Source organism: Citrobacter sp. C6_1 (assembly GCF_014596835.2).
GTDB classification, from domain to species: domain Bacteria; phylum Pseudomonadota; class Gammaproteobacteria; order Enterobacterales; family Enterobacteriaceae; genus Citrobacter; species Citrobacter pasteurii.
This window is the reverse complement of the sequence record NZ_CP115031.1, coordinates 3,216,591-3,239,629: the sequence shown is the minus strand read 5'-3', so window position 1 is coordinate 3,239,629 and position 23,039 is coordinate 3,216,591. Positions and strand designations below refer to the sequence as shown.

Sequence of the window (23,039 nt, the reverse complement as noted above, 5' to 3'; positions counted from 1 at the left end):
ATATTACACAACAACATAAGGGATTTAATTATGGGAGAGGCTATTTCTCTCTGGCCATTGACGGGGATCGCCGTCATCGTGGTCGGATTTCTTTTACGTTTTAACCCGGTATTGGTGGTTATCGTTGCCGGGATCGTCACCGGGCTGGCGGCGCATATGCCAATCGCCACTATTCTCGAAAAGCTGGGTGAAGGCTTTCTCAACACCCGCAACCTGCCGTTTATCCTGCTGATTCCGCTGGCAGTCATTGGTCTGCTGGAACGTCACGGGCTGAAAGAGCGTGCCCAGGCGTGGATCGCGAAAATCCGCAGCGCCACCAGCGGTCGTCTGCTCATTGTCTATCTGTTTATTCGTGAAGCGACCGCCGCGCTGGGCTTGACCAGCCTGGGTGGGCATCCTCAGATGGTGCGTCCGCTGCTGGCGCCGATGGCGGAAGGGGCCGCTGAGAAAAATCACGGCGAGATACCTGGGGCGGTACGCTATCGGCTGCGCGCCATGTCTGCGGCGACTGACAACGTTGGTCTGTTTTTCGGTGAAGACATCTTCGTTGCCTTTGGGGCGATCATTTTCATGCACAACTTTATGCTGGAGTCCGGTGGGATCCAGACTGAGCCACTGCATATTGCTTTATGGGGGATCCCAACGGCAATTTGCGCCTTCTTGATCCACGGTACGCGCTTGTGGCGTCTGGACAACTATCTGCAGCGTGAGGTGGCGAAAGCCAATGCGGCAGCGAAAGGAGCAGCGCAATGAATTTTCAGCAAAGCTATCTCTACTGGCTGGCGGGGGCGGTACTGTTGATTGTGGCGGTGATGTCCTGGCAGGACAAAGCGAACCCACGCCGTCTGAGCACGGGGCTGTTTTGGGGACTGTATGGGGTGCTGTTCCTGCTTGGCGACTGGACGTACTCACTGTTTGGCGACAAACGTACGGTACATATCGCGGTCGGCATTGCGGTGGTCATACTGGCGCTGATTGCCGGGTTTGGCGGTGTGAAACTGGGAAGTTACCATCAACGCACCCAGCAGCAGCGTGAAGAGAGCGCCAGCCGCCTGGGTAATCGTCTGTTTTTCCCGGCGCTGGCTATTCCGGTGGTGACCGTTATCGGTGTACTGATGTTTAACCATATTCCGGGCTTGCAGGATGCGCTGTTTGGGCCAGGGAATCACGCCACGCTGGTGACGCTCTTTTCTATGACTGCGGGTTCGCTGATTGGTCTGGCCATGGCGATAAAAATGACCCATGAGCGCGTCCATCAGCCCATTCAGGAAGCCCGTCGTCTGCTGGATTCCATCGGCTGGGCGTTCATCCTGCCGCAGATTCTGGCGACGCTCGGGCTGCTGTTTACGGCAGCGGGCGTAGGCAGCGGCATTTCATATCTGACCCAGGAATACCTCGCGGTAGATAGCCGCTTCATCGCCGTGGCGGTGTACACCATCGGCATGGCATTGCTGACCATGGTGATGGGCAATGCGTTTGCTGCTTTCCCGATTGTGACCGCCGGGATCGGTATTCCAATTCTTGTGTTGCAGCATGGTGGTAACCCCGCGGTGATGGCGGCTATTGGCATGTTCTCCGGTTATTGCGGAACCTTAATGACGCCGATGGCAGCGAACTTTAACATCGTGCCTGCAGCCCTGCTGGAGTTACCGGATAAAAATGCCGTGATTAAAGCGCAGGTGCCAACCGGCATACTGCTGTTGCTGGTTAACGTGTTCCTGATGTATTTCCTGATGTTCCTGTAAGGAGGAAGGATGAAAACGGTCTTAATCACCGGATTTGAACCCTTTGGCGGAGAGTCAGTTAACCCTTCCTGGGAAGTGGTCTCCGGGCTCGACAATGCTATCATCGCTGGATGCCGCGTCGTTGCGCGTCAGCTACCGTGTGTGTTTGGCGAGTCTCTGGCCGTACTTAATGCCGCGATTGACGCGCTGTCACCGTCGTTGGTGCTGGCGGTGGGGCAGGCAGGGGGGCGCACGGATATCACCGTGGAGCGCGTGGCAATCAACGTTGACGATGCGCGTATCGCGGATAACCACGGTCAGCAGCCTGTTGATGTGCCGATTGTCGCCGAGGGACCGGCAGCATGGTTTAGCACGCTGCCAATCAAAGCGATGGTGATGGCCATGCGTAATGCGGGTATTCCAGCCTCGGTTTCCCAAACCGCGGGTACCTTTGTTTGCAATCATGTGATGTATGGCCTGCTGCATACGTTACGCGACACACCGGCAGTGAAGGGCGGTTTTATCCATATTCCTTATCTGCCACAACAGGCCGCCGCGCACCCCGGAGCGCCAAGTATGGCGAGCGAAACGGTGCGCCGGGCGCTGGAAATTGCCATTGACACCGCATTGCAGGTGGACAGCGATATTGCGGTGACGGGCGGTGCAACACACTAACAAAGGACAGTATTATGCCTGAAGGCCCGGAGATCCGCCGCGCGGCGGATAACCTGGAGGCGGCAGTCAAAGGCAAACCCCTGACGGATGTCTGGTTTGCCTTTGAGCAGTTAAAACCGTATCAATCCCAACTCATCGGGCAGCGTGTTACCCGGCTTGAAACGCGGGGTAAAGCCTTGCTGACCCATTTTTCCAATGGTCTGACGCTGTATAGTCACAATCAGCTTTACGGCGTGTGGCGAGTGGTCGATACCGGCAACATTCCGCAAACCACGCGGGTGCTACGCGTCAGGCTGCAAACAGAAGATAAAACTATCCTGCTGTATAGCGCGTCTGACATCGAAATGCTGACGCCAGAGCAGCTTACCACCCATCCGTTCCTGCAGCGGGTTGGGCCGGACGTACTGGATGTACGTTTAACGCCCGATGACGTTAAAGCGCGTCTGTTATCCCCGCGTTTTCGCAACCGCCAGTTTTCTGGTCTGCTGCTCGATCAGGCATTTCTCGCGGGATTAGGTAACTATCTGCGGGTAGAGATTCTCTGGCAGGTAGGGTTGACCGGGCAGCATAAAGCGTCGCAGCTTAGCGATGAACAGCTGGATGTGCTGGCGCATGCGCTGCTTGATATTCCTCGTCTGTCCTACAACACCCGCGGGCTGGCGGATGAGAACAAACATCACGGGGCGCTGTTTCGCTTTAAGGTTTTTCACCGGGACGGCGAAACCTGTGAGCGCTGTGGTGGGATCATCGAGAAAACGACACTTTCCTCGCGACCGTTTTACTGGTGTCCGGGCTGCCAGCATTAGGTGGGCTGTTTTGGCGCATGCGCGGAGATAAACCGCGCCACCGCCGGACCGGTCAATAAGATACTGAACAGCCGCAGGGTTTGCATCGCCATGATGAGCGCCATATCGGTGTGGCTGCCTGCGGCAATTACCGCGACGGAATCCACGCCACCTGGACTGGTCGCCAGATAGGCGGTGAGAAAGTCGATTTGCATGTAATGCGCCAGACCCCAGGCCATAGCGGCACAAATCGTCATCAGTGAAAAAATGGACAACAGGATCTGCGGCAAAGGGCGCAGCGCCATTAAAAAGATCTGCTTGTCAAAACCCAGGCCGATTTGCCAGCCGATGGCCATATACGCTATCGCCAGTAGCCATTCCGGCAGTTCAATTACCATGACACCACCGGCATTCAGCAATGCGCCCGCCAGCATCGGCAGCAACATGACACCAGAGGGGATGCGCAGTAAGCGCCCGACCGTTCCGGCAACGGCGGCCAGCAGTATGGTGCTCAATAGATTGCTGCTCAGCGGCGGAAACCAGACGATTTGCTCACTTACAGTTTGCGCCTGGTCGCCCATTACCAGTCGGGTTACCAGCGCGGCAGCGCCAACCACCAACAGTACCCGCAGATACTGCATAAACGCCACCAGGCGGATGTCGGCGCCATAATCCTGCGCCATCGCCACCATCGCGGCTGCCCCGCCCGGTGATGAACCCCACGCGCCGGTGTTCCCCGGTAGAGTGCTGTAGCGAACCAGCAGCCAGCCGATTACCGCGCTGCTAATAAGGGTTACCAGCAGGATAACCATCACCATCTGCCAGTGTGCCGCAAGTGTCGTTAAAATAGATCCTGTCAGGTTTTGCGCAATCATACAGCCGAGAACGGCCTGCGCGGCAAGAAATGTGCAGCGGGGAGGGTGCAGGGAGATCCCGCGCAGACTGAAAATGATACCGACGATCATCGAACCGAGCAGCAATGCGCCTGGAAGATGTATCAACAGAAAGAACAGGGAAAGAAGGAGCGATAGCAGAAACAACAGGCTCCACTGTAAAACAGGCATCCCATGCTCCTGAGTTAAATGACGGAATTCTCAGTAAATCATAGAGAAAGCGTGATGAGAATAAAATAATGTGGATCAATAAAAACAGGCCGGACTCTGGCTTCAACGCCTTGTCCGGCCTGGGAGAGTTGATTGCTGTAAGCCGGACAGGCGCTAACGCTATCCGGCAGACAATTAACGCTTAATATCAGACTTAAAACCGCGTTTGTCGTAGCCGGTGTACAGTTGACGCGGACGGGCGATTTTCATGCCGTCGGTGTGCATTTCGTTCCAGTGCGCAATCCAGCCAACGGTACGCGCCATGGCGAAGATAACGGTGAACATAGAGGACGGAATGCCCATTGCTTTCAGAATGATGCCGGAGTAGAAGTCTACGTTCGGGTAGAGTTTCTTCTCGATGAAGTACGGGTCGTTGAGCGCAATGTGCTCAAGTTCCATCGCCACTTCCAGCAGATCATCTTTGGTACCCAGCTCTTTCAGCACTTCGTGACAGGTTTCACGCATCACGGTGGCGCGTGGGTCATAGTTTTTATAAACACGGTGACCAAAGCCCATCAGGCGGAAAGAATCATTCTTGTCTTTCGCGCGGCGAACAAATTCCGGAATGTGTTTAACTGAGCTGATTTCTTCCAGCATTTTTAGCGCAGCTTCGTTTGCGCCGCCGTGTGCCGGTCCCCACAGGGAAGCAATACCGGCCGCGATGCAGGCAAACGGGTTAGCGCCAGAAGAGCCCGCGGTACGTACGGTAGACGTTGAGGCGTTCTGTTCGTGGTCAGCGTGCAGGATCAAGATACGGTCCATGGCGCGTTCCAGAATCGGATTCACCTCGTATTTTTCGCACGGCGTAGAGAACATCATGTTCAGGAAGTTACCAGCGTAGGAGAGGTCGTTACGCGGGTACACGAACGGCTGGCCGATGGAGTATTTGTAGCACATTGCGGCCATGGTCGGCATTTTGGACAGCAGACGGAAAGCGGCGATTTCGCGGTGACGCGGATTATTCACATCCAGCGAATCGTGGTAGAACGCAGCCAGCGCCCCGGTTACACCGCACATAACGGCCATCGGGTGAGAGTCGCGGCGGAAACCGTGGAACAGACGGGTGATCTGCTCGTGGATCATGGTATGGCGAGTGACCGTGGTTTTGAACTCGTCGTACTCTTCCTGCGTCGGTTTTTCGCCGTACAGCAGGATATAACACACTTCCAGATAGTTGGACTCGGTCGCCAACTGGTCAATCGGGAAGCCGCGATGCAGCAAAATACCTTCGTCACCATCGATGAACGTAATTTTGGATTCGCAGGATGCGGTAGAGGTGAAACCTGGGTCAAAAGTGAATATCCCTTTTGAACCGAGACTACGAATATCAATAACATCTTGACCGAGCGTACCTTTCAGCACATCCAGTTCAATAGCAGCGTCACCATTTAGAGTGATTTTTGCTTTAGTATCAGCCATTTACGGTCTCCTTAGCGCCTTATTGCTTAAGACTGCCGGAACTCACATTTGCCTTCGTACATCAATGAACCGTTACCAGTTTGTTATTTGGCTCGCCGCTCTGCGAAAGAGGGGATGACCTGGGTACAGAGCTATGGGCGCTTGCAGGTAAAACGGTCTTTTCATGGCGAATAAACTGCAAATCAAGAACTTAGCAATCCGAATTATTAAACCTGTCTATCACTAATAACTGTCCTGACGGTATTGGTCAATACTTCCACACTGTTGCATAACTAAATCTCCGGTGAAAGAGTGACCCCATAACTTTTACGCATTATATGCTTTTTCTGGTGTCGTTTGTAACAACTTTGTTTAATGATTGTCAAATCAGATGATTAAAAATTAAAATAATGTTGTTATCGTGACCTATGTCACTGTTCGGGATAAAACCCGACAAACTATATGTAGGTTAATTGTAATGATTTTGTGAACGTCCTATACTGCCGCCAGGTCTCCGGAATACCCTGCAATCCCGAGCCAACCAGCGTTGTAACGTGTCGTTTTAGCATCTGGAAGCGGTGTTTTATATGACGCGTAGTTATAGTAAGGACGCTGTCTGACCCGCACGCAGACCGGAGGAAGGAAATCCCGTCGTCTTTCAGGCTACAGGTGTCTTCATCTTCTGTACCCGAAGTCCAAAGGGAATAATAAGAACAGCATGTGGGCGTTATTCATGATAAGAAATGTGAAAAAACAAAGACCTGTCAATCTGGATCTACAAACGATCCGGTTCCCAATCACGGCGATAGCGTCCATTCTCCATCGCGTATCCGGAGTGATCACCTTCGTGGCGGTCGGGATTCTGTTGTGGTTATTGGGTACCAGCCTTTCCTCCCCTGAAGGTTTCCTCACCGCGTCATCCATTATGAATAACTTCTTTGTGGAGTTAATTCTGTGGGGGATCCTGATTGCGCTGGCCTATCACGCCGTAATGGGCATTCGCCATCTGTTGATGGATTTTGGCTATATCGAAGAAACCCTCGAAGCAGGGACACGCTCCGCCAAAATTTGTTTCGTTATCATTGTCGTGCTTTCACTTCTCGCAGGAGTCCTCGTATGGTAAGCAACGCCTCCGCATTAGGACGCAACGGCGTACATGACTTCATTCTGGTCCGTGCTACCGCTATCGTTCTGACGTTATACATCATCTATATGGTCGGCTTCTTCGCCACCAGCGGCGAGCTGACGTTTGAAGTCTGGACCGGTTTCTTCTCATCGGCATTCACCAAAGTCTTCACCCTGCTGGCACTTTTCTCCATCTTGATTCATGCCTGGATCGGCATGTGGCAGGTGTTGACCGACTACGTTAAACCTCTGGCTGTGCGCCTGATTCTGCAACTGGCTATCGTCGTTGCGCTGGTGGTTTACGTCATTTATGGATTTGTTGTGGTGTGGGGTGTGTAATGAAACTGCCAGTCAGAGAATTTGATGCTGTTGTGATTGGTGCCGGCGGCGCAGGTATGCGCGCGGCGCTGCAAATTTCCCAGAGCGGTCAGACCTGTGCGCTGCTCTCCAAAGTGTTCCCAACCCGTTCCCATACCGTATCTGCGCAAGGTGGTATCACCGTTGCGCTCGGTAATACCCATGAAGATAACTGGGAATGGCACATGTACGACACTGTCAAAGGGTCGGACTACATTGGTGACCAGGACGCTATTGAATATATGTGTAAGACCGGCCCGGAAGCGATTCTGGAGCTGGATCACATGGGGCTGCCGTTCTCTCGCCTCGATAATGGCACAATTTATCAACGTCCGTTTGGCGGCCAGTCGAAGAACTTCGGCGGTGAGCAAGCGGCACGTACTGCGGCAGCGGCAGACCGTACCGGTCATGCGCTGTTGCACACGCTGTATCAGCAGAACCTGAAAAACCATACCACCATCTTCTCAGAATGGTATGCCCTGGATCTGGTAAAAAATGCCGATGGCGCGATTGTCGGTTGTACCGCGCTGTGTATTGAAACCGGTGAGGTAGTTTACTTCAAAGCCCGTGCGACCGTGCTGGCGACCGGCGGTGCTGGCCGTATTTATCAGTCCACCACCAATGCCCACATCAACACCGGTGACGGTGTTGGTATGGCTATCCGCGCTGGTGTTCCGGTGCAGGATATGGAAATGTGGCAGTTCCACCCAACCGGTATCGCCGGTGCGGGCGTTCTGGTGACAGAAGGCTGCCGTGGTGAAGGTGGCTACCTGCTGAACAAACACGGCGAGCGCTTCATGGAGCGTTATGCCCCGAACGCGAAAGACCTGGCGGGTCGTGACGTGGTGGCGCGTTCCATCATGATCGAAATCCGTGAAGGTCGCGGCTGTGACGGCCCGTGGGGTCCGCACGCTAAGCTGAAACTCGACCACCTGGGTAAAGAAGTGCTGGAATCCCGTCTGCCGGGCATTCTCGAACTGTCTCGCACCTTCGCTCACGTTGACCCAGTGAAAGAGCCCATCCCGGTTATCCCTACCTGCCACTATATGATGGGCGGTATTCCGACCAAAGTCACCGGCCAGGCGCTGACTGTGAATGAGCAGGGCGAAGATGTGGTGATCCCAGGGCTGTTTGCCGTCGGCGAAATCGCCTGCGTGTCGGTTCACGGCGCCAACCGTCTGGGCGGCAACTCGCTGCTGGACCTGGTGGTGTTTGGGCGTGCGGTGGGCTTGCATCTGCAGGAATCTATCGCCGAGCAGGGTGACCTGCTGGATGCGACCGAAGATGAAATCGATGCTTCTCTGGCGCGTCTGAACCGCTGGAACGGTAATCGCAACGGTGAAGACCCGGTGTCCATTCGCAAAGCGCTGCAGGAATGTATGCAGCACAACTTCTCGGTATTCCGCGAAGGCGATGCGATGGCGAAAGGTCTGGAAGAGCTGAAAGCGATTCGCGAGCGGCTGAAAAATGCCCGTCTGGATGATACCTCCAGCGAGTTCAACACCCAGCGCGTTGAGTGCCTGGAGCTGGATAACCTGATGGAGACCGCGTACGCCACCGCCGTATCTGCAAACTTCCGTACCGAAAGCCGTGGCGCGCATAGCCGCTTCGACTTCCCGGAACGTGATGATGAAAACTGGCTGTGCCATTCCCTGTACCTGCCAGAATCGGAATCCATGACACGACGTCAGGTCAATATGGAACCGAAACTGCGCCCGGCATTCCCGCCGAAGATTCGTACTTATTAATGCGGAGACAGGACAATGAAACTCGAGTTTTCAGTTTATCGCTATAACCCGGATGTTGACGACGCTCCGCACATGCAGGATTACACCCTGGAGGCGGAAGAAGGGCGCGACATGATGCTGCTGGATGCGTTGATGCAGCTGAAAGAAAAAGACCCTACGCTGTCGTTTCGTCGTTCCTGCCGGGAAGGGGTCTGCGGCTCCGACGGTCTGAACATGAACGGCAAAAATGGACTGGCCTGTATCACACCTATTTCTGCGCTGAATCAGCCGGGCAAGAAAATTGTCATTCGCCCGCTGCCGGGCTTACCGGTTGTGCGCGATTTGGTGGTAGACATGGGGCAATTCTACGCACAGTATGAGAAGATTAAACCTTACTTGTTGAATAATGGGAAAAATCCTCCGGCTCGTGAGCATTTACAAATGCCTGAGCAGCGTGAGAAGCTCGATGGGCTGTATGAATGTATTTTGTGTGCATGCTGCTCAACGTCCTGCCCATCATTCTGGTGGAACCCGGACAAGTTTATTGGCCCGGCAGGCCTGCTGGCCGCGTATCGCTTCTTAATTGATAGCCGCGATACCGAGACCGACAGCCGCCTGGAAGGTTTGAGTGACGCTTTCAGCGTATTCCGCTGCCATAGCATCATGAACTGCGTCAGCGTATGTCCGAAAGGGCTGAACCCGACGCGCGCCATCGGCCATATTAAGTCGATGTTGCTCAAACGTAGTGCATAAGTTGTAGTGATTGCCGGATGGCGACGTAAACGTCTTATCCGGCCTACAAGGGACATAACCCGTAGGCCTGATAAGCTACGCGCCATCAGGCAATATAAGTGCAGGAAACCTCTAAAAACTGCCACATTGATAGCAATAATCGCAGCCTGAACAGCGACGATTATTAGACAGTTTTTAAAGGTTCCTTAGCGGACGCAGAAAACACGACAGTCCGCAACAAGTGAACCCCGGCACGCACATCGGTGTGCGTGGTAGTATCCACGGCGAAATACTCGTCATAGATCACGTTGCATGTGCGTTGGCTGCACTTGCTCACCCCGGTCACTTACTGGATGTAAGCTCCCAGGGATTCGCAAGCTTGCCGCCTTCCTGATACGTGATCTATTTAGAGTATTAAATAAGCAGAAAAGATGCTTAAGGGATCACGATGCAGAACAGCGCTTTGAAAGCCTGGTTGGACTCTTCTTACCTCTCTGGTTCTAACCAGAGCTGGATAGAACAGCTCTATGAAGACTTCTTAACCGACCCTGACTCGGTAGATGCTAACTGGCGTTCGACGTTCCAGCAGTTACCTGGTACCGGAGTCAAACCGGATCAACTCCACTCAAAAACACGTGATTATTTCCGTCGGCAGGCGTTGATTACCCCACGTTACTCTTCTTCTATTTCCGACCCTGATGCCAATGTGAAACAGGTTAAAGTCCTGCAGCTCATTAACGCCTACCGTTTCCGCGGTCATCAGCATGCGAATCTCGATCCGCTGGGACTGTGGCAGCAAGAAAATGTGGCCGATCTGGATCCGTCCTTCCACGATCTGACCGATGCGGACTTCCAGGAAAGCTTTAACGTAGGTTCTTTTGCCGGCGGCAAAGACACGATGAAGCTGAGCGACCTGGTTGTCGCGCTGAAACAAACCTACTGCGGCCCGATTGGCGCCGAGTATATGCACATCACCAGCACCGAAGAAAAACGCTGGCTTCAACAGCGTATTGAGTCTGGCCGCGCCGCCTTCAGTAGTGAAGAGAAGAAACGCTTCCTCAGCGAACTGACCGCAGCGGAAGGTCTGGAACGCTACCTGGGTGCGAAGTTCCCGGGCGCGAAACGCTTCTCGCTGGAAGGCGGGGATGCGTTAATCCCAATGCTCAAAGAGATGATCCGCCACGCCGGTAACAGCGGTACCCGTGAAGTGGTGCTGGGTATGGCGCACCGTGGTCGTTTGAACGTTTTGGTTAACGTACTGGGCAAACGCCCGCAGGAACTGTTCGACGAATTTGCGGGCAAACATAAAGAACACCTCGGCACCGGTGACGTGAAGTACCACATGGGCTTCTCGTCTGATATCGAAACCGAAGGCGGTCTGGTGCACCTGGCGCTGGCGTTTAACCCGTCGCACCTGGAAATCGTTAGCCCGGTGGTTATCGGTTCCGTACGCGCACGTTTGGATCGTCTGGATGAGCCGAGCAGCAATAAAGTGCTGCCAATTACCATTCATGGTGATGCGGCAGTAACCGGGCAGGGCGTGGTTCAGGAAACCCTGAACATGTCGAAAGCGCGTGGTTATGAAGTGGGCGGTACCGTGCGTATCGTCATCAACAACCAGGTGGGCTTCACCACCTCTAACCCGCTGGATGCGCGTTCTACACCGTACTGCACCGACATCGGTAAGATGGTTCAGGCGCCGATTTTCCACGTTAACGCGGATGACCCGGAAGCGGTCGCTTTCGTGACGCGTCTGGCGCTGGATTTCCGTAACACCTTCAAACGCGATGTCTTCATCGATCTGGTGTGCTACCGCCGTCACGGTCACAACGAAGCCGACGAGCCGAGCGCAACTCAGCCGTTGATGTATCAGAAAATCAAAAAGCATCCGACCCCGCGTAAAATCTACGCTGACAAGCTGGAAGCGGACAAAGTCGCCACGCTGGAAGATGCGACCGAAATGGTCAATCTGTATCGTGACGCACTGGATGCTGGCGAATGCGTGGTGAAAGAGTGGCGTCCAATGAACATGCACTCCTTCACCTGGTCGCCGTACCTCAACCACGAGTGGGACGAAAACTACCCGAACAAGGTTGAGATGAAGCGTTTGCAGGAACTGGCAAAACGCATCAGCACCGTGCCTGAAGCCGTTGAAATGCAGTCGCGCGTCGCCAAAATTTACGGTGACCGTCAGGCCATGGCCGCAGGCGATAAGCTGTTCGACTGGGGTGGGGCAGAGAATCTGGCTTACGCCACGCTGGTTGATGAAGGCATTCCGGTTCGTCTGTCGGGTGAAGACTCTGGCCGCGGAACCTTCTTCCACCGTCACGCAGTGATTCATAACCAGGCGAACGGTTCAACCTACACGCCGCTGCAGCATGTGCATAACGGCCAGGGCACGTTCCGCGTATGGGACTCCGTGCTGTCTGAAGAAGCCGTGCTGGCGTTCGAGTATGGTTATGCCACGGCAGAACCACGCACGCTGACCATCTGGGAAGCGCAGTTCGGCGACTTTGCCAACGGTGCGCAGGTGGTGATTGACCAGTTCATCTCTTCCGGCGAGCAGAAATGGGGCCGTATGTGCGGTCTGGTGATGCTGCTGCCGCACGGCTATGAAGGTCAGGGGCCGGAGCACTCCTCCGCACGTCTGGAACGTTATCTGCAACTTTGCGCTGAGCAAAACATGCAGGTTTGCGTCCCGTCCACCCCGGCACAGGTTTACCACATGCTGCGTCGTCAGGCGCTGCGCGGGATGCGTCGTCCGCTGGTGGTGATGTCACCGAAGTCGCTGCTGCGTCATCCGCTGGCGGTGTCTACGCTGGACGAACTGGCAAATGGCACCTTCCTGCCAGCCATTGGCGAAGTCGATGAACTTGATCCGAAAGGCGTGAAGCGCGTCGTGATGTGTTCTGGTAAGGTTTATTACGACCTGCTGGAGCAACGCCGCAAGAATGGCCAAAAAGATGTTGCCATTGTGCGCATCGAACAGCTCTATCCGTTCCCGCATAAAGCGGTGCAGGAAGCGCTGAAACCGTTTGCTCATGTACATGATTTTGTCTGGTGCCAGGAAGAGCCGCTCAACCAGGGCGCATGGTACTGCAGCCAGCATCATTTCCGTGAAGTAATTCCATTTGGGTCAGCTCTGCGTTATGCAGGTCGCCCGGCCTCTGCCTCTCCGGCAGTAGGATATATGTCCGTTCACCAGAAGCAGCAACAAGATCTGGTTAATGACGCGCTGAACGTCGATTAAATAAAGGATAAATAATGAGTAGCGTAGATATTCTTGTTCCCGACCTGCCTGAATCCGTAGCGGATGCAACGGTTGCAACCTGGCACAAAAAACCGGGCGATGCAGTACGTCGTGATGAAGTACTGGTAGAAATCGAAACTGACAAAGTGGTACTGGAAGTACCGGCATCAGCGGACGGTATTCTTGATGCGGTTCTGGAAGATGAAGGGACAACCGTCACTTCCCGCCAGATCCTTGGTCGCCTGCGTGAAGGCAACAGCGCCGGTAAAGAAACCAGCGCTAAGTCTGAAGAGAAAGATTCTACTCCGGCACAGCGCCAGCAGGCGTCTCTTGCCGAGCAGAACAACGATGCCCTGAGCCCGGCGATCCGTCGCCTGCTGGGTGAGCATAACCTCGAAGCCAGCGCCATTAACGGTACCGGCGTCGGCGGTCGTATTACGCGTGAAGATGTTGAAAAGCATCTGGCGAAAGCCCCGGCGGTGAAAGCTGAAGCCAAAGCACCGGCCGCTGCGCCTGCGCCACAGGCTCAACTGGGCGCACGTGGCGAAAAACGTGTTCCGATGACCCGTCTGCGCAAACGCGTAGCCGAGCGTCTGCTGGAAGCGAAAAATTCCACTGCGATGCTGACCACGTTTAACGAAGTCAACATGAAGCCAATCATGGATCTGCGTAAGCAGTACGGTGACGCGTTCGAGAAACGCCACGGTATCCGTCTGGGCTTTATGTCTTTCTACGTGAAAGCGGTGGTTGAAGCGCTGAAACGCTATCCGGAAGTGAACGCGTCTATCGACGGCGACGATGTGGTTTATCACAACTACTTTGATGTCAGCATGGCGGTCTCCACGCCGCGTGGCCTGGTCACGCCGGTCCTGCGTGATGTGGATCTGCTGGGTATGGCTGACATCGAGAAGAACATTAAAGAACTGGCAGTTAAAGGTCGCGACGGCAAGTTGACGGTTGAAGATCTGACGGGCGGTAACTTCACCATCACTAACGGTGGTGTGTTCGGTTCCCTGATGTCTACGCCGATCATCAACCCACCGCAGAGCGCCATCCTGGGTATGCATGCCATCAAAGACAGGCCGATGGCGGTAGACGGTAAGGTTGAAATCCTGCCGATGATGTATCTGGCGCTGTCTTATGACCACCGTCTGATCGATGGTCGTGAGTCAGTGGGCTTCCTGGTAACCATTAAAGAGTTGCTGGAAGATCCAACGCGTCTGCTGCTGGACGTGTAGTCAATAAAAGTATCACCTGCCCCGTAGGCCGGATAAGGCATTTATGCCGCCATCCGGCGAGGCTGTAATGCCTGATGGCGCTTCGCTTATCAGGCCTACGGGTTATAAGATAATGATTACCTGAAGGATGGATAGAACACATGAACTTACATGAATATCAGGCAAAACAACTTTTTGCCCGCTATGGCTTACCGGCACCGGTGGGTTATGCCTGTACTACTCCGCGTGAAGCAGAAGAAGCCGCATCTAAAATCGGCGCTGGCCCGTGGGTAGTAAAATGTCAGGTTCACGCTGGTGGCCGTGGTAAAGCGGGCGGTGTGAAGGTTGTTAACAGCAAAGAAGACATTCGCGCTTTTGCTGAACACTGGCTGGGTAAACGTCTGGTCACTTACCAGACAGACGCTCATGGCCAACCGGTAAATCAGATTCTGGTTGAAGCCGCGACCGACATTGGTAAAGAACTTTACCTCGGCGCAGTGGTTGACCGTAGCTCCCGTCGCGTGGTCTTCATGGCCTCTACCGAAGGCGGCGTGGAAATCGAAAAAGTAGCGGAAGAAACCCCGCACCTGATCCACAAAGTGGCGCTCGATCCGCTGGCAGGCCCGATGCCTTACCAGGGACGCGAGCTGGCGTTCAAACTGGGTCTGGAAGGTAAACAGGTTCAGCAGTTCACCAAGATCTTCATGGGTCTGGCGACTATCTTCCTGGAGCGCGACCTGGCGCTGATCGAAATCAACCCGCTGGTCGTGACCAAGCAGGGTGACCTGATCTGCCTCGACGGCAAACTGGGCGCTGACGGCAACGCGCTGTTCCGCCAGGCTGACCTGCGCGAAATGCGCGACCAGTCTCAGGAAGATCCGCGTGAAGCACAGGCTGCGCAGTGGGAACTGAACTACGTTGCACTGGACGGTAACATCGGTTGTATGGTTAACGGTGCGGGCCTGGCAATGGGCACCATGGACATCGTTAAGCTGCACGGCGGCGAACCGGCTAACTTCCTTGACGTTGGTGGCGGTGCGACCAAAGAGCGTGTAACCGAAGCGTTCAAAATTATCCTCTCTGATGACAATGTTAAAGCCGTACTGGTTAACATCTTCGGCGGTATTGTACGTTGCGACCTGATCGCTGACGGTATCATCGGCGCGGTAGCAGAAGTAGGTGTAAACGTTCCGGTCGTGGTACGTCTGGAAGGTAACAACGCTGAACTCGGCGCGAAAAAACTGGCTGATAGCGGCCTGAATATTATTGCAGCGAAAAGTCTGACGGATGCAGCTCAGCAGGTTGTTGCCGCAGTGGAGGGGAAATAATGTCAGTTTTAATTAATAAAGATACCAAGGTTATCTGCCAGGGCTTCACCGGTAGCCAGGGGACATTCCACTCCGAACAAGCGATTGCTTACGGTACTCAGATGGTTGGCGGTGTAACGCCAGGTAAAGGCGGCACCACGCACCTGGGCCTGCCGGTGTTCAACACCGTACGTGAAGCTGTAGAAGCGACTGGCGCGACCGCTACCGTGATCTACGTTCCGGCGCCGTTCTGCAAAGACTCCATCCTGGAAGCAATCGATGCAGGCATCAAGCTTATCATCACCATCACCGAAGGTATCCCAACCCTGGATATGCTGACCGTGAAAGTGAAGCTGGATGAAGCTGGTGTACGCATGATCGGCCCGAACTGCCCAGGCGTTATCACTCCGGGTGAGTGTAAAATCGGTATCATGCCGGGCCACATTCACAAGCCGGGTAAAGTGGGGATCGTTTCCCGTTCAGGTACCCTGACCTATGAAGCGGTTAAGCAGACCACCGACTACGGTTTCGGCCAGTCTACCTGTGTGGGCATCGGTGGCGACCCGATCCCAGGCTCTAACTTCATCGACATCCTGAAGCTGTTCCAGGAAGATCCGCAGACTGAAGCGATCGTGATGATCGGTGAGATTGGCGGTAGCGCGGAAGAAGAAGCGGCTGCGTACATTAAAGATCATGTGACCAAGCCGGTTGTCGGCTACATTGCTGGCGTCACCGCGCCGAAAGGTAAGCGTATGGGGCACGCAGGCGCCATCATCGCCGGCGGTAAAGGGACAGCGGATGAGAAATTCGCGGCTCTTGAAGCAGCAGGCGTGAAAACTGTGCGCAGCCTGGCCGATATCGGCGAAGCGCTGAAAGCGGTAATTAAGTAATTCTCAAAAAGCAGTATAAGGTCCGACCTCTTCGCGTAGCAGAAAACAGCTGTTACGCGAAGGAAGCAAGACTGATTCGTTTTCGACATGGTTGGCCATCTATTGATGGCCTTTTTTATTTTCTGTTATCCCGCATCATGCAATTTGATCACAATCATCTTCACAAATGAGATTATTTTTTGCGGCGAGCATCATTCTTTCTTGTGCCTGGATTTTGCATATTACCGCCTTTAGTCATAATAAAGTTGGAGGATGGCGTGTCGCTGAAAATTCAGGATGATTACTTACTATGTTTTTTCTCTATAGCAGAAGTTTTCTCCAATGCGACGGGGTTAGCAACGGTAGTCGTTGATGTTACAGGCAGAGCACTCTCTGATTGCTATAATTTTAATTCATTCTGTAAGCTGATGAGAGCGAATAAACGCTACAGTGTTGGTTGCCAAACGTGCGATAAACAGTGCTTTTTTGAGGCTCTGAAACAATGTAAGCCCAGAATATTCAGCTGCCATGCAGGGCTAAGTCTGTTCTCCATACCATTAATTTATGAGGAGAATCTGCATGGTTTTATTATCTGTGGTCAGGTTCGGGCTAAGTACCCGGAATATAAAACTATCATTGTTGACGATGAATTACGATGGATGAGCGATCCTCAAATAAAAGCCGAGTGGGATCAGCTTGTTGCAGTTGATAATAATACGTTGGTGGCATCGGCTAATTTATTGCATTTTATTGTTAACAATTTTGAGGTGCAAGAAAAACAATCTGAAGTGGTGTTCGATAAACCGGCAAGTAACGTCCGGCACTATTTAACAGAGCTGTCTCGTCATGAGAAAAAACTACTGGCGGCACTGCGTTATATTGATGATAACCTGTATAGTGACTTATCCCTGGAGTCTGTGGCAGCACATGTCTGTTTAAGTGCGAATTATTTCAGCCGATTTTTTAAGAAACGCCAGGGCGTTAATTTTAAAACCTGGGTAAATCAGAAAAAAATGCAAAAGGCGGGGGAACTATTACATGATCCTGTTCATTCTATAGACAGTATTGCCCGGAAACTTCAGTACGCACAAACCAGCTATTTTTGTCGCGTTTTCCGGGCGGCGCATCAAACATCACCCCAGTCTTTTCGTCACGCAAGACTCTCGCAGTAAAGATGTTCAGGGAGGTTGATAGCGGCAGGAATGAAAGACAGACGATCGCTCAGCGTGACGACATCGCCAATGACGATCAGTGCAGGCGGCGTAATGTTGGCTTCCTGCGCTTTGCCCAGTAATGAACCGAGCGTACAGGTCAGGCGGCGTTGATTCTCCCGGGTCGCGGACATAATTAGCGCGGCGGGTGTGTCTGCTGCTTTCCCGCCCATCAACAGTTCTTCACAAATAAACGCCAGATTAGCGATACCCATGACGATAACCAATGTACCGTTCAGTTTGGCCAGCTGGCGCCAGTTCTGTTGCTGGTTACCTTCGCGTGTATGACCGGTCACCACGTGAAAACCAGAGGCGTAATCGCGATGTGTTACCGGGATCCCGGCACAGGTTAATCCCCCAATGGTTGAACTGATACCGGGGACGACTTCAAAAGGGATCCCCGGCTCAATAAGCCCTTCAGCTTCTTCGGCTCCACGGCCAAATACGTAGGGATCGCCACCTTTCAAGCGCACGATATTGTGATGCGTCTGAGCATACTGAACGAGAAGCGCATTGATTTCATCCTGTGGCACGCAATGAAATCCCGGATTCTTACCGACATTGATAAGCTCACAGTCAGCGGATGCCCATTCCAGAATCTTAGGATTGACCAACCTGTCGTAAATAATGACATCTGCTTGTTTAATGCACATCACTGCTTTGAGGGTGAGTAATGAAATATCACCGGGACCTGCGCCAACGAGCCAGACCTTTCCGAAAGTTTTCACATTGTGTCCTTTATCACGTCTAACAAAAAAAGGCAGAACCACTCCGGAGAATGATTAAAAGCAGTCGTTTGCCTGTAAGTTATAACGCTAAATTTTCCTAAATTATCACAATGATAATATTGATTAATCTCGCAAAGTTTTTTCCACAATAAACAAGATAACTTGAAAAATTATTAAGAACTTATTGGCGCTATGTGTCTGAATTTAACCTTAATTAAATTGTGTTTATTGTTGTGCTTGAGTATTATTGGTTAATATTTATCCGCCATCAGTATGAACAAATCATGGATTGGATCAATGACATCAATGCCTGAAATAAAATATAACACTCGATGTTTGTTCGGGTGATATGAATTATTTTTTATAAATTAAACTATTTTTGTACGCTGCATATGGAAGAGGTTATGAGAGGAAAAATACCCAAAACGGAGTTGCTGGTAACTTTTGAAGTGGTTGCGCGTCACGAAAGTTATACCCGGGCAGCTGAAGAGCTGGCTTTAACACAAAGTGCTGTTTTCCGCCAGGTGAATGCGCTAGAGGATTTTCTTAATACAGCGCTATTTAATCATGCCAAAAAGCGCATTTTTTTAAATGCGGCAGGCAAACACTATTTAGCTATCGTTAAAGAAACACTGAACAAGCTTGAACGAGATACAACGACGATCATGACATGGCAGCCGACCGTACAAGTGATCGAACTGGCGGTTAACCCAACGTTCAGTACGCACTGGCTGATCCCAAACCTGCGTGAGTTCAATAAACTCAATCCTGATATTATCGTTAATATTCATTCTCTGGCGAATATTGGTGATTTTCTTAACCGGGAATATGACGCAGCGATCATGCGGGAAGATTTTTACTCACCGTGGTCGGGGGTCGAGTACCTGTTCGAAGAGGAAATTCTGCCAGTGTGCAGCCGTTGCCTGCTTGCCGAACCGGACCGGAAGCTGTCCGTCGATGAACTGCTGAACGAATACCCGCTGTTGCATCAAAGTACCCGCATCAAAGGCTGGCAGGAATGGTTTGCGCTGTCCGATGTCAGCAGTCCGCTGGTGAATAAAGGTCCGAGATTTGATCTCTTGTCGATGCTGATTGCGGCGGTACGTTCCAACCTTGGCGTCGCATTGCTCCCCCGTTTTGCCATTCAACACGATCTGGATAGTGGGGATATGGTGATTCCTTGCGATGTTCCAATGCGCACCGGGAATCGATTTATCATGACGTGGCGGGAGGAGAAATCAGAATCCCTGCATTTGGAGATCTTCCGCAACTGGTTGCTAAATAAATCCGTGATGTCGGCTGCCTGATGGCGGCTTGCGCCTTATCAGGCCTACAGGTTTCGGTGTTCACCATAGGCCCGATAAGCGTATCGGTTTCGGGCAAAACGCCGGATGCGGCGTAAACGTCTTATCCGGCAAAAGAACGATTACCAGTCGATTCCTGGCTGTGCCTGAATGCCGCTATCAAAAGCGTGTTTAACCGGGCGAAGCTCGCTGACCGTATCGGCAAGTTCAAGTAACAGCGCATGGCAACCGCGCCCGGTGACAATCACGCTTTGGTCGGCAGGGCGATTTTCGATGGCGCTGATAACCTCCTGCGTATCCAGATAGTGATAAGCCAACATATAGGTGAGTTCGTCCAGCACGACCAGATCGTAATGCGCATCGGCCAGCATGCGCTTACTTTCCTGCCACACTGCGGTGGCCGCCTCGATATCGGCTTCCCGGTTCTGGGTTTCCCAGGTAAAACCGGTACCCATAATATGAAACTCCACGCCGAGAGGGTGCAGTGTGTTGTACTCGCCATTATCCCACTGGCCTTTAATAAACTGCGCGACGCCAACGGTTTTTCCGTGACCAACCGCGCGCGTCGCTGTGCCGAAGGCTGCGGTAGATTTTCCTTTACCGTTGCCGGTAAAGACCATCAGAATCCCTTTCTTCTCCGTTGCCGCCGCCACGCGGGTATCAACCTGCGCTTTCAGTTTCTGCTGACGCTGGCGGTGCCTGTCATTATTGGCTCGCGCTTCCATGGTGACTCCTTAATGTCCTGCCGGACAGGTTGCGCAGCGATGCTGCTGCTCAAACTGACTGAAGAAGTTATTGCCTTTGTCATCGACTAATACGAACGCAGGCATATTTTTAACTTCCATCATCCACACCGCTTCCATTCCCAGCTCAGGATATTCAAGGCACTGCAGGCTCTTCACATACTGCTGGGCCAGCAGAGCCGCCGCGCCGCCAATGCTGCCGAGGCTAAATCCACCGTGTTTGTGACAGGCATCAGTGACCTGCTGACTGCGATTACCCTTGGTGAGCATAATGAGACTTCCGCCTTGTGCCTGGAAAGCATCGACATACCCATCCATGCGTCCGCCGGTTGTTGGACCCATTGAGCCGCAGGCCTGGTTTTCGGGGGTTTTGGCGGGGCCGGCGTAATAAACGATATGTTTTTTCATGTATTCCGGCATCGGTTCGCCGTTATCCAGGCGCGCTTTGATGTTTGCGTGGGCGATATCTCGGGCAACAACAATTGGGCCGCTTAACGACAAACGAGTCCCGATGGGCAGGGCGGAAAGGTCATGCAGGATTTCGCGCAGTGGGCGATTCAGATCCAGTTGAACGGTCTGGGCGCCGTTTTCCACTCGCTGTGAATCAGGGATAAATTTGCCCGGGTTATGCTCAAGTTTCTCCAGCCAGATTCCGTGTTTGTTGATTTTGGCTTTGATGTTGCGGTCGGCTGAGCAGGAGAGGGCCATGGCGATAGGGCAGGAGCCGCCGTGGCGTGGCAGGCGGATCACCCGGATATCGTGGGCAAAGTATTTCCCGCCAAACTGCGCGCCGATGCCAAACTCGCGGCTGGCATTGAGCAGCTCGGCTTCCAGCGCCGTATCGCGGAACGCCTGACCTAGCTCGTTCCCGCTGGTGGGCAGGTTATCGTAATATTTGGTTGATGCCAGTTTGGCTGTCTTCAGCGCCTGATCGGCAGATAATCCGCCAACCACGAAAGCGATGTGGTACGGCGGGCAAGCGGCGGTACCCAGCGATTTCATTTTTTCGATCAGGAAAGCCGTCAATTTCTCCGGCTGCAGAATAGATTTGGTTTCCTGAAATAGCGCCGCCTTATTAGCAGAACCGCCGCCTTTGTTGACGAACAGGAATTTATACTCATTACCCGGCGTGGCGCTGATGTCGATTTGCGCCGGCAGGTTAGTCTGGGTATTGATCTCGGTATACATGTCCAGCGGGGCATTTTGCGAGTAACGCAGATTGTTTTCGGTGAAGGTGGTATACACGCCTTTGCTTAAGGCTTCGGCGTCATCGCCGCCTGTCCAGACATGCTGTCCTTTGCAGGCCACAATAGTTGCCGTCCCGGTGTCCTGACAGTTAGGCAGGACGCCTTTGGCCGAAACCTCAGCGTTGCGCAGCAGTTGTAAAGCGACGTACTTATCGTTACCGCTGGCCTGCGAGTCGTGCAAAATGCTGGCTATCTGTTTCAAATGTCCGGCGCGCAGAAAAAATGAAGCCTCATAAAATGCCTGCTGTGCTAATAAGGTTAACGCTTCTGGCGCTACCTTAATCACTTCCTCTCCGTCTAACTCCGTTACCGTTACGTGCTGGTTACTCAGTAATTCATACTCGGTACTATCTTTACTCTGAACAAAGAGTTCCTGCCAGACAAATGGTTTAGACATGTTTACTTCTCACCTCTTCATTTTTGCCGGATGACGGCGTAAATAAGTGCGCTAATCGTAGGCCGGATAAGCGAAACGCCATCCGGCATAGTGTTATTTTGCTAAAAAGACATTGGCCTGCGTCGCTTCGGCGACATATTCGATAGTTTGCTGGGCGCGAACGCTGTTACCGGCTTTGTCCAACGGCGGAGAATAGACGGCAATCGCATATTTGCCGGGTACCACCGCAACCATTCCGCCGCCAACACCGCTTTTCGCCGGAATGCCAACGGTATACAGCCATTTACCGCTGCCGTCGTACAGTCCGGCAATTGCCATTTCCGCCAACACCTGCGGAACATATTTTTCATTCAGCAACTGCTTACCGTTGAACGGTGATTTGCCTTTGTTCGCCAATACGGCACCCATTTTGGCCAGTTGCTCAACGGTGATATCCACCGAGCACTGACGGGTATAAATTTCGACGGCGTCGTCGGTATTGCCATAGAAGCTGTTATAGGATTCCATCAGTTTCGCCAGCGCCTGATTGTGCTGGTTGGTCTCCATCTCGGATTTGAATACCGGTTCGTTGACCGTCAGTGAGGCATCCGCCCAGACGTTCAGGTTGTCGAGGATTTTGTTCCAGCGATCGGTTTTGTCTTTGGCTTCAATCAGACTAACGGTGCTCATGGCTCCGGCGTTTACCAGCGGGTTTTCCGGCGCGCCTTTGGTCAGTTCAACGGCTAAACCGGAATTAAATGGCAGGCCAGTAGCATTAGCCCCGAGTTTATCCAGCACCACCTGAGGACCGTGCTGTTCCATGGCGAGCGCCATGGTGAAGACTTTACTCAGGGATTCCATGGGGAAGGGTTTGTTAACATCGCCAACCTGGTAGATCTTGCCGTCCACCGTAGCAATAGTGATGGCAAAATTATTTGGGCTGTAGGTCGCCAGGGCAGGGATGTAGTCGGCGACTTTTCCATCGTTATTACTTTTGTACTTTTGATGCGCCTGTTCTATCAGTCTGGCGTAGTCCGGCGCGGTTTGCGCGAATGAGGTAGCGCTAAACAAGACGCTGAAAGAAAAGAGACTCACGCCGAGCAGAGTTTTAGTCATGGTGCTTTCCTGTTGGGGTACTTATCATGCGCCGGATGGCGGCGT

20 protein-coding genes are annotated in these 23,039 nt (G+C 52.9%); 14 read left to right on the top strand and 6 right to left on the bottom strand.

Annotated elements, in window-relative coordinates; genetic code table 11:
- The first annotated feature begins 30 nt into the window (after positions 1-30).
- From IB196_RS15675 to nei, 4 genes are read left to right on the top strand one after another with little or no spacing between them, the layout of a single operon-like run.
- Positions 31-753: a DUF969 domain-containing protein gene (locus tag IB196_RS15675; protein WP_149692091.1), complete on the top strand. Its 723-nt coding sequence runs from the start codon at positions 31-33 to the stop codon at positions 751-753.
- Positions 750-1,745, top strand: coding sequence for a DUF979 domain-containing protein (locus IB196_RS15670; RefSeq protein ID WP_188231798.1), 996 nt, complete (start codon positions 750-752; stop codon positions 1,743-1,745). The genes IB196_RS15675 and IB196_RS15670 overlap by 4 nt, the downstream gene beginning before the upstream one ends.
- A gap of 9 nt (positions 1,746-1,754) precedes the next feature.
- A complete protein-coding gene (pcp, locus tag IB196_RS15665; RefSeq protein ID WP_149692092.1) occupies positions 1,755-2,399 on the top strand; it encodes a pyroglutamyl-peptidase I in 645 nt (214 codons plus the stop codon).
- A 14-nt stretch (positions 2,400-2,413) separates the two neighbouring features.
- Positions 2,414-3,205 carry an endonuclease VIII gene (gene nei, locus IB196_RS15660; protein WP_040232524.1) on the top strand — a complete coding sequence of 264 codons (792 nt, stop codon included), beginning with the start codon at positions 2,414-2,416 and terminating at the stop codon, positions 3,203-3,205.
- Here the strand turns inward: nei and IB196_RS15655 are convergent.
- Entirely contained in the window at positions 3,202-4,248 is a 1,047-nt protein-coding gene (locus IB196_RS15655; protein WP_005122554.1) for an AbrB family transcriptional regulator, read from the bottom strand. The genes nei and IB196_RS15655 overlap by 4 nt on opposite strands.
- Before the next feature lie 174 nt (positions 4,249-4,422).
- Positions 4,423-5,706 carry a citrate synthase gene (locus IB196_RS15650; protein ID WP_005122553.1) on the bottom strand — a complete coding sequence of 428 codons (1,284 nt, stop codon included), beginning with the start codon at positions 5,704-5,706 and terminating at the stop codon, positions 4,423-4,425.
- Between the two features lie 697 nt (positions 5,707-6,403).
- Here IB196_RS15650 and sdhC point away from each other — a divergent pair.
- The 9 genes from sdhC (at position 6,404) to IB196_RS15605 (ending at position 17,441) form a co-directional block, all read left to right on the top strand.
- Positions 6,404-6,808, top strand: a complete 405-nt coding sequence (gene sdhC / locus IB196_RS15645; RefSeq protein WP_003831406.1) for a succinate dehydrogenase cytochrome b556 subunit — start codon at positions 6,404-6,406, stop codon at positions 6,806-6,808.
- The gene (gene sdhD / locus IB196_RS15640; RefSeq protein ID WP_005122550.1) at positions 6,802-7,149 is read left to right on the top strand and encodes a succinate dehydrogenase membrane anchor subunit; all 348 of its coding nucleotides are present in this window, start codon (positions 6,802-6,804) and stop codon (positions 7,147-7,149) included. Before sdhC ends, sdhD begins: the two co-directional genes overlap by 7 nt.
- Positions 7,149-8,915, top strand: a complete 1,767-nt coding sequence (gene sdhA / locus IB196_RS15635; RefSeq protein WP_005122549.1) for a succinate dehydrogenase flavoprotein subunit — start codon at positions 7,149-7,151, stop codon at positions 8,913-8,915. Before sdhD ends, sdhA begins: the two co-directional genes overlap by 1 nt.
- 15 nt (positions 8,916-8,930) lie before the next feature.
- Positions 8,931-9,647, top strand: coding sequence for a succinate dehydrogenase iron-sulfur subunit SdhB (gene sdhB, locus IB196_RS15630; protein ID WP_005122548.1), 717 nt, complete (start codon positions 8,931-8,933; stop codon positions 9,645-9,647).
- A gap of 427 nt (positions 9,648-10,074) precedes the next feature.
- A complete protein-coding gene (sucA, locus tag IB196_RS15625; protein WP_005122547.1) occupies positions 10,075-12,876 on the top strand; it encodes a 2-oxoglutarate dehydrogenase E1 component in 2,802 nt (933 codons plus the stop codon).
- Positions 12,877-12,890: 14 nt separating this feature from the next.
- On the top strand, positions 12,891-14,114 hold the full coding sequence (gene odhB / locus IB196_RS15620) for a 2-oxoglutarate dehydrogenase complex dihydrolipoyllysine-residue succinyltransferase (RefSeq protein ID WP_188231799.1): 1,224 nt from the start codon (positions 12,891-12,893) through the stop codon (positions 14,112-14,114).
- Between the two features lie 140 nt (positions 14,115-14,254).
- Positions 14,255-15,421, top strand: a complete 1,167-nt coding sequence (gene sucC / locus IB196_RS15615) for an ADP-forming succinate--CoA ligase subunit beta (RefSeq protein ID WP_003022927.1) — start codon at positions 14,255-14,257, stop codon at positions 15,419-15,421.
- Positions 15,421-16,290: a succinate--CoA ligase subunit alpha gene (gene sucD, locus IB196_RS15610; protein WP_005122544.1), complete on the top strand. Its 870-nt coding sequence runs from the start codon at positions 15,421-15,423 to the stop codon at positions 16,288-16,290. The genes sucC and sucD overlap by 1 nt, the downstream gene beginning before the upstream one ends.
- Positions 16,291-16,547: 257 nt before the next feature.
- Entirely contained in the window at positions 16,548-17,441 is an 894-nt protein-coding gene (locus IB196_RS15605; protein WP_188231800.1) for a PocR ligand-binding domain-containing protein, read from the top strand.
- On the opposite strand, the gene cobA is transcribed toward IB196_RS15605, so the two are convergent.
- On the bottom strand, positions 17,420-18,208 hold the full coding sequence (gene cobA / locus IB196_RS15600) for a uroporphyrinogen-III C-methyltransferase (protein ID WP_005122542.1): 789 nt from the start codon (positions 18,206-18,208) through the stop codon (positions 17,420-17,422). The genes IB196_RS15605 and cobA overlap by 22 nt on opposite strands.
- A gap of 404 nt (positions 18,209-18,612) precedes the next feature.
- On the opposite strand from cobA, the gene IB196_RS15595 reads away from it, so the two are divergent.
- Positions 18,613-19,515: a LysR family transcriptional regulator gene (locus IB196_RS15595; protein ID WP_005122541.1), complete on the top strand. Its 903-nt coding sequence runs from the start codon at positions 18,613-18,615 to the stop codon at positions 19,513-19,515.
- Between the two features lie 119 nt (positions 19,516-19,634).
- Here the strand turns inward: IB196_RS15595 and cobO are convergent, their stop codons facing one another.
- From cobO to glsA, 3 genes are all read right to left on the bottom strand, one after another.
- The gene (gene cobO / locus IB196_RS15590) at positions 19,635-20,237 is read right to left on the bottom strand and encodes a cob(I)yrinic acid a,c-diamide adenosyltransferase (protein WP_005122540.1); all 603 of its coding nucleotides are present in this window, start codon (positions 20,235-20,237) and stop codon (positions 19,635-19,637) included.
- A gap of 9 nt (positions 20,238-20,246) precedes the next feature.
- Positions 20,247-21,899 carry a class I fumarate hydratase gene (locus tag IB196_RS15585; protein ID WP_005122539.1) on the bottom strand — a complete coding sequence of 551 codons (1,653 nt, stop codon included), beginning with the start codon at positions 21,897-21,899 and terminating at the stop codon, positions 20,247-20,249.
- A 93-nt stretch (positions 21,900-21,992) separates the two neighbouring features.
- Positions 21,993-22,994 (bottom strand): glutaminase A, encoded by a 1,002-nt coding sequence (glsA, locus tag IB196_RS15580; protein WP_188231801.1) that lies wholly within the window; start codon positions 22,992-22,994, stop codon positions 21,993-21,995.
- Positions 22,995-23,039 lie beyond the last annotated feature (45 nt).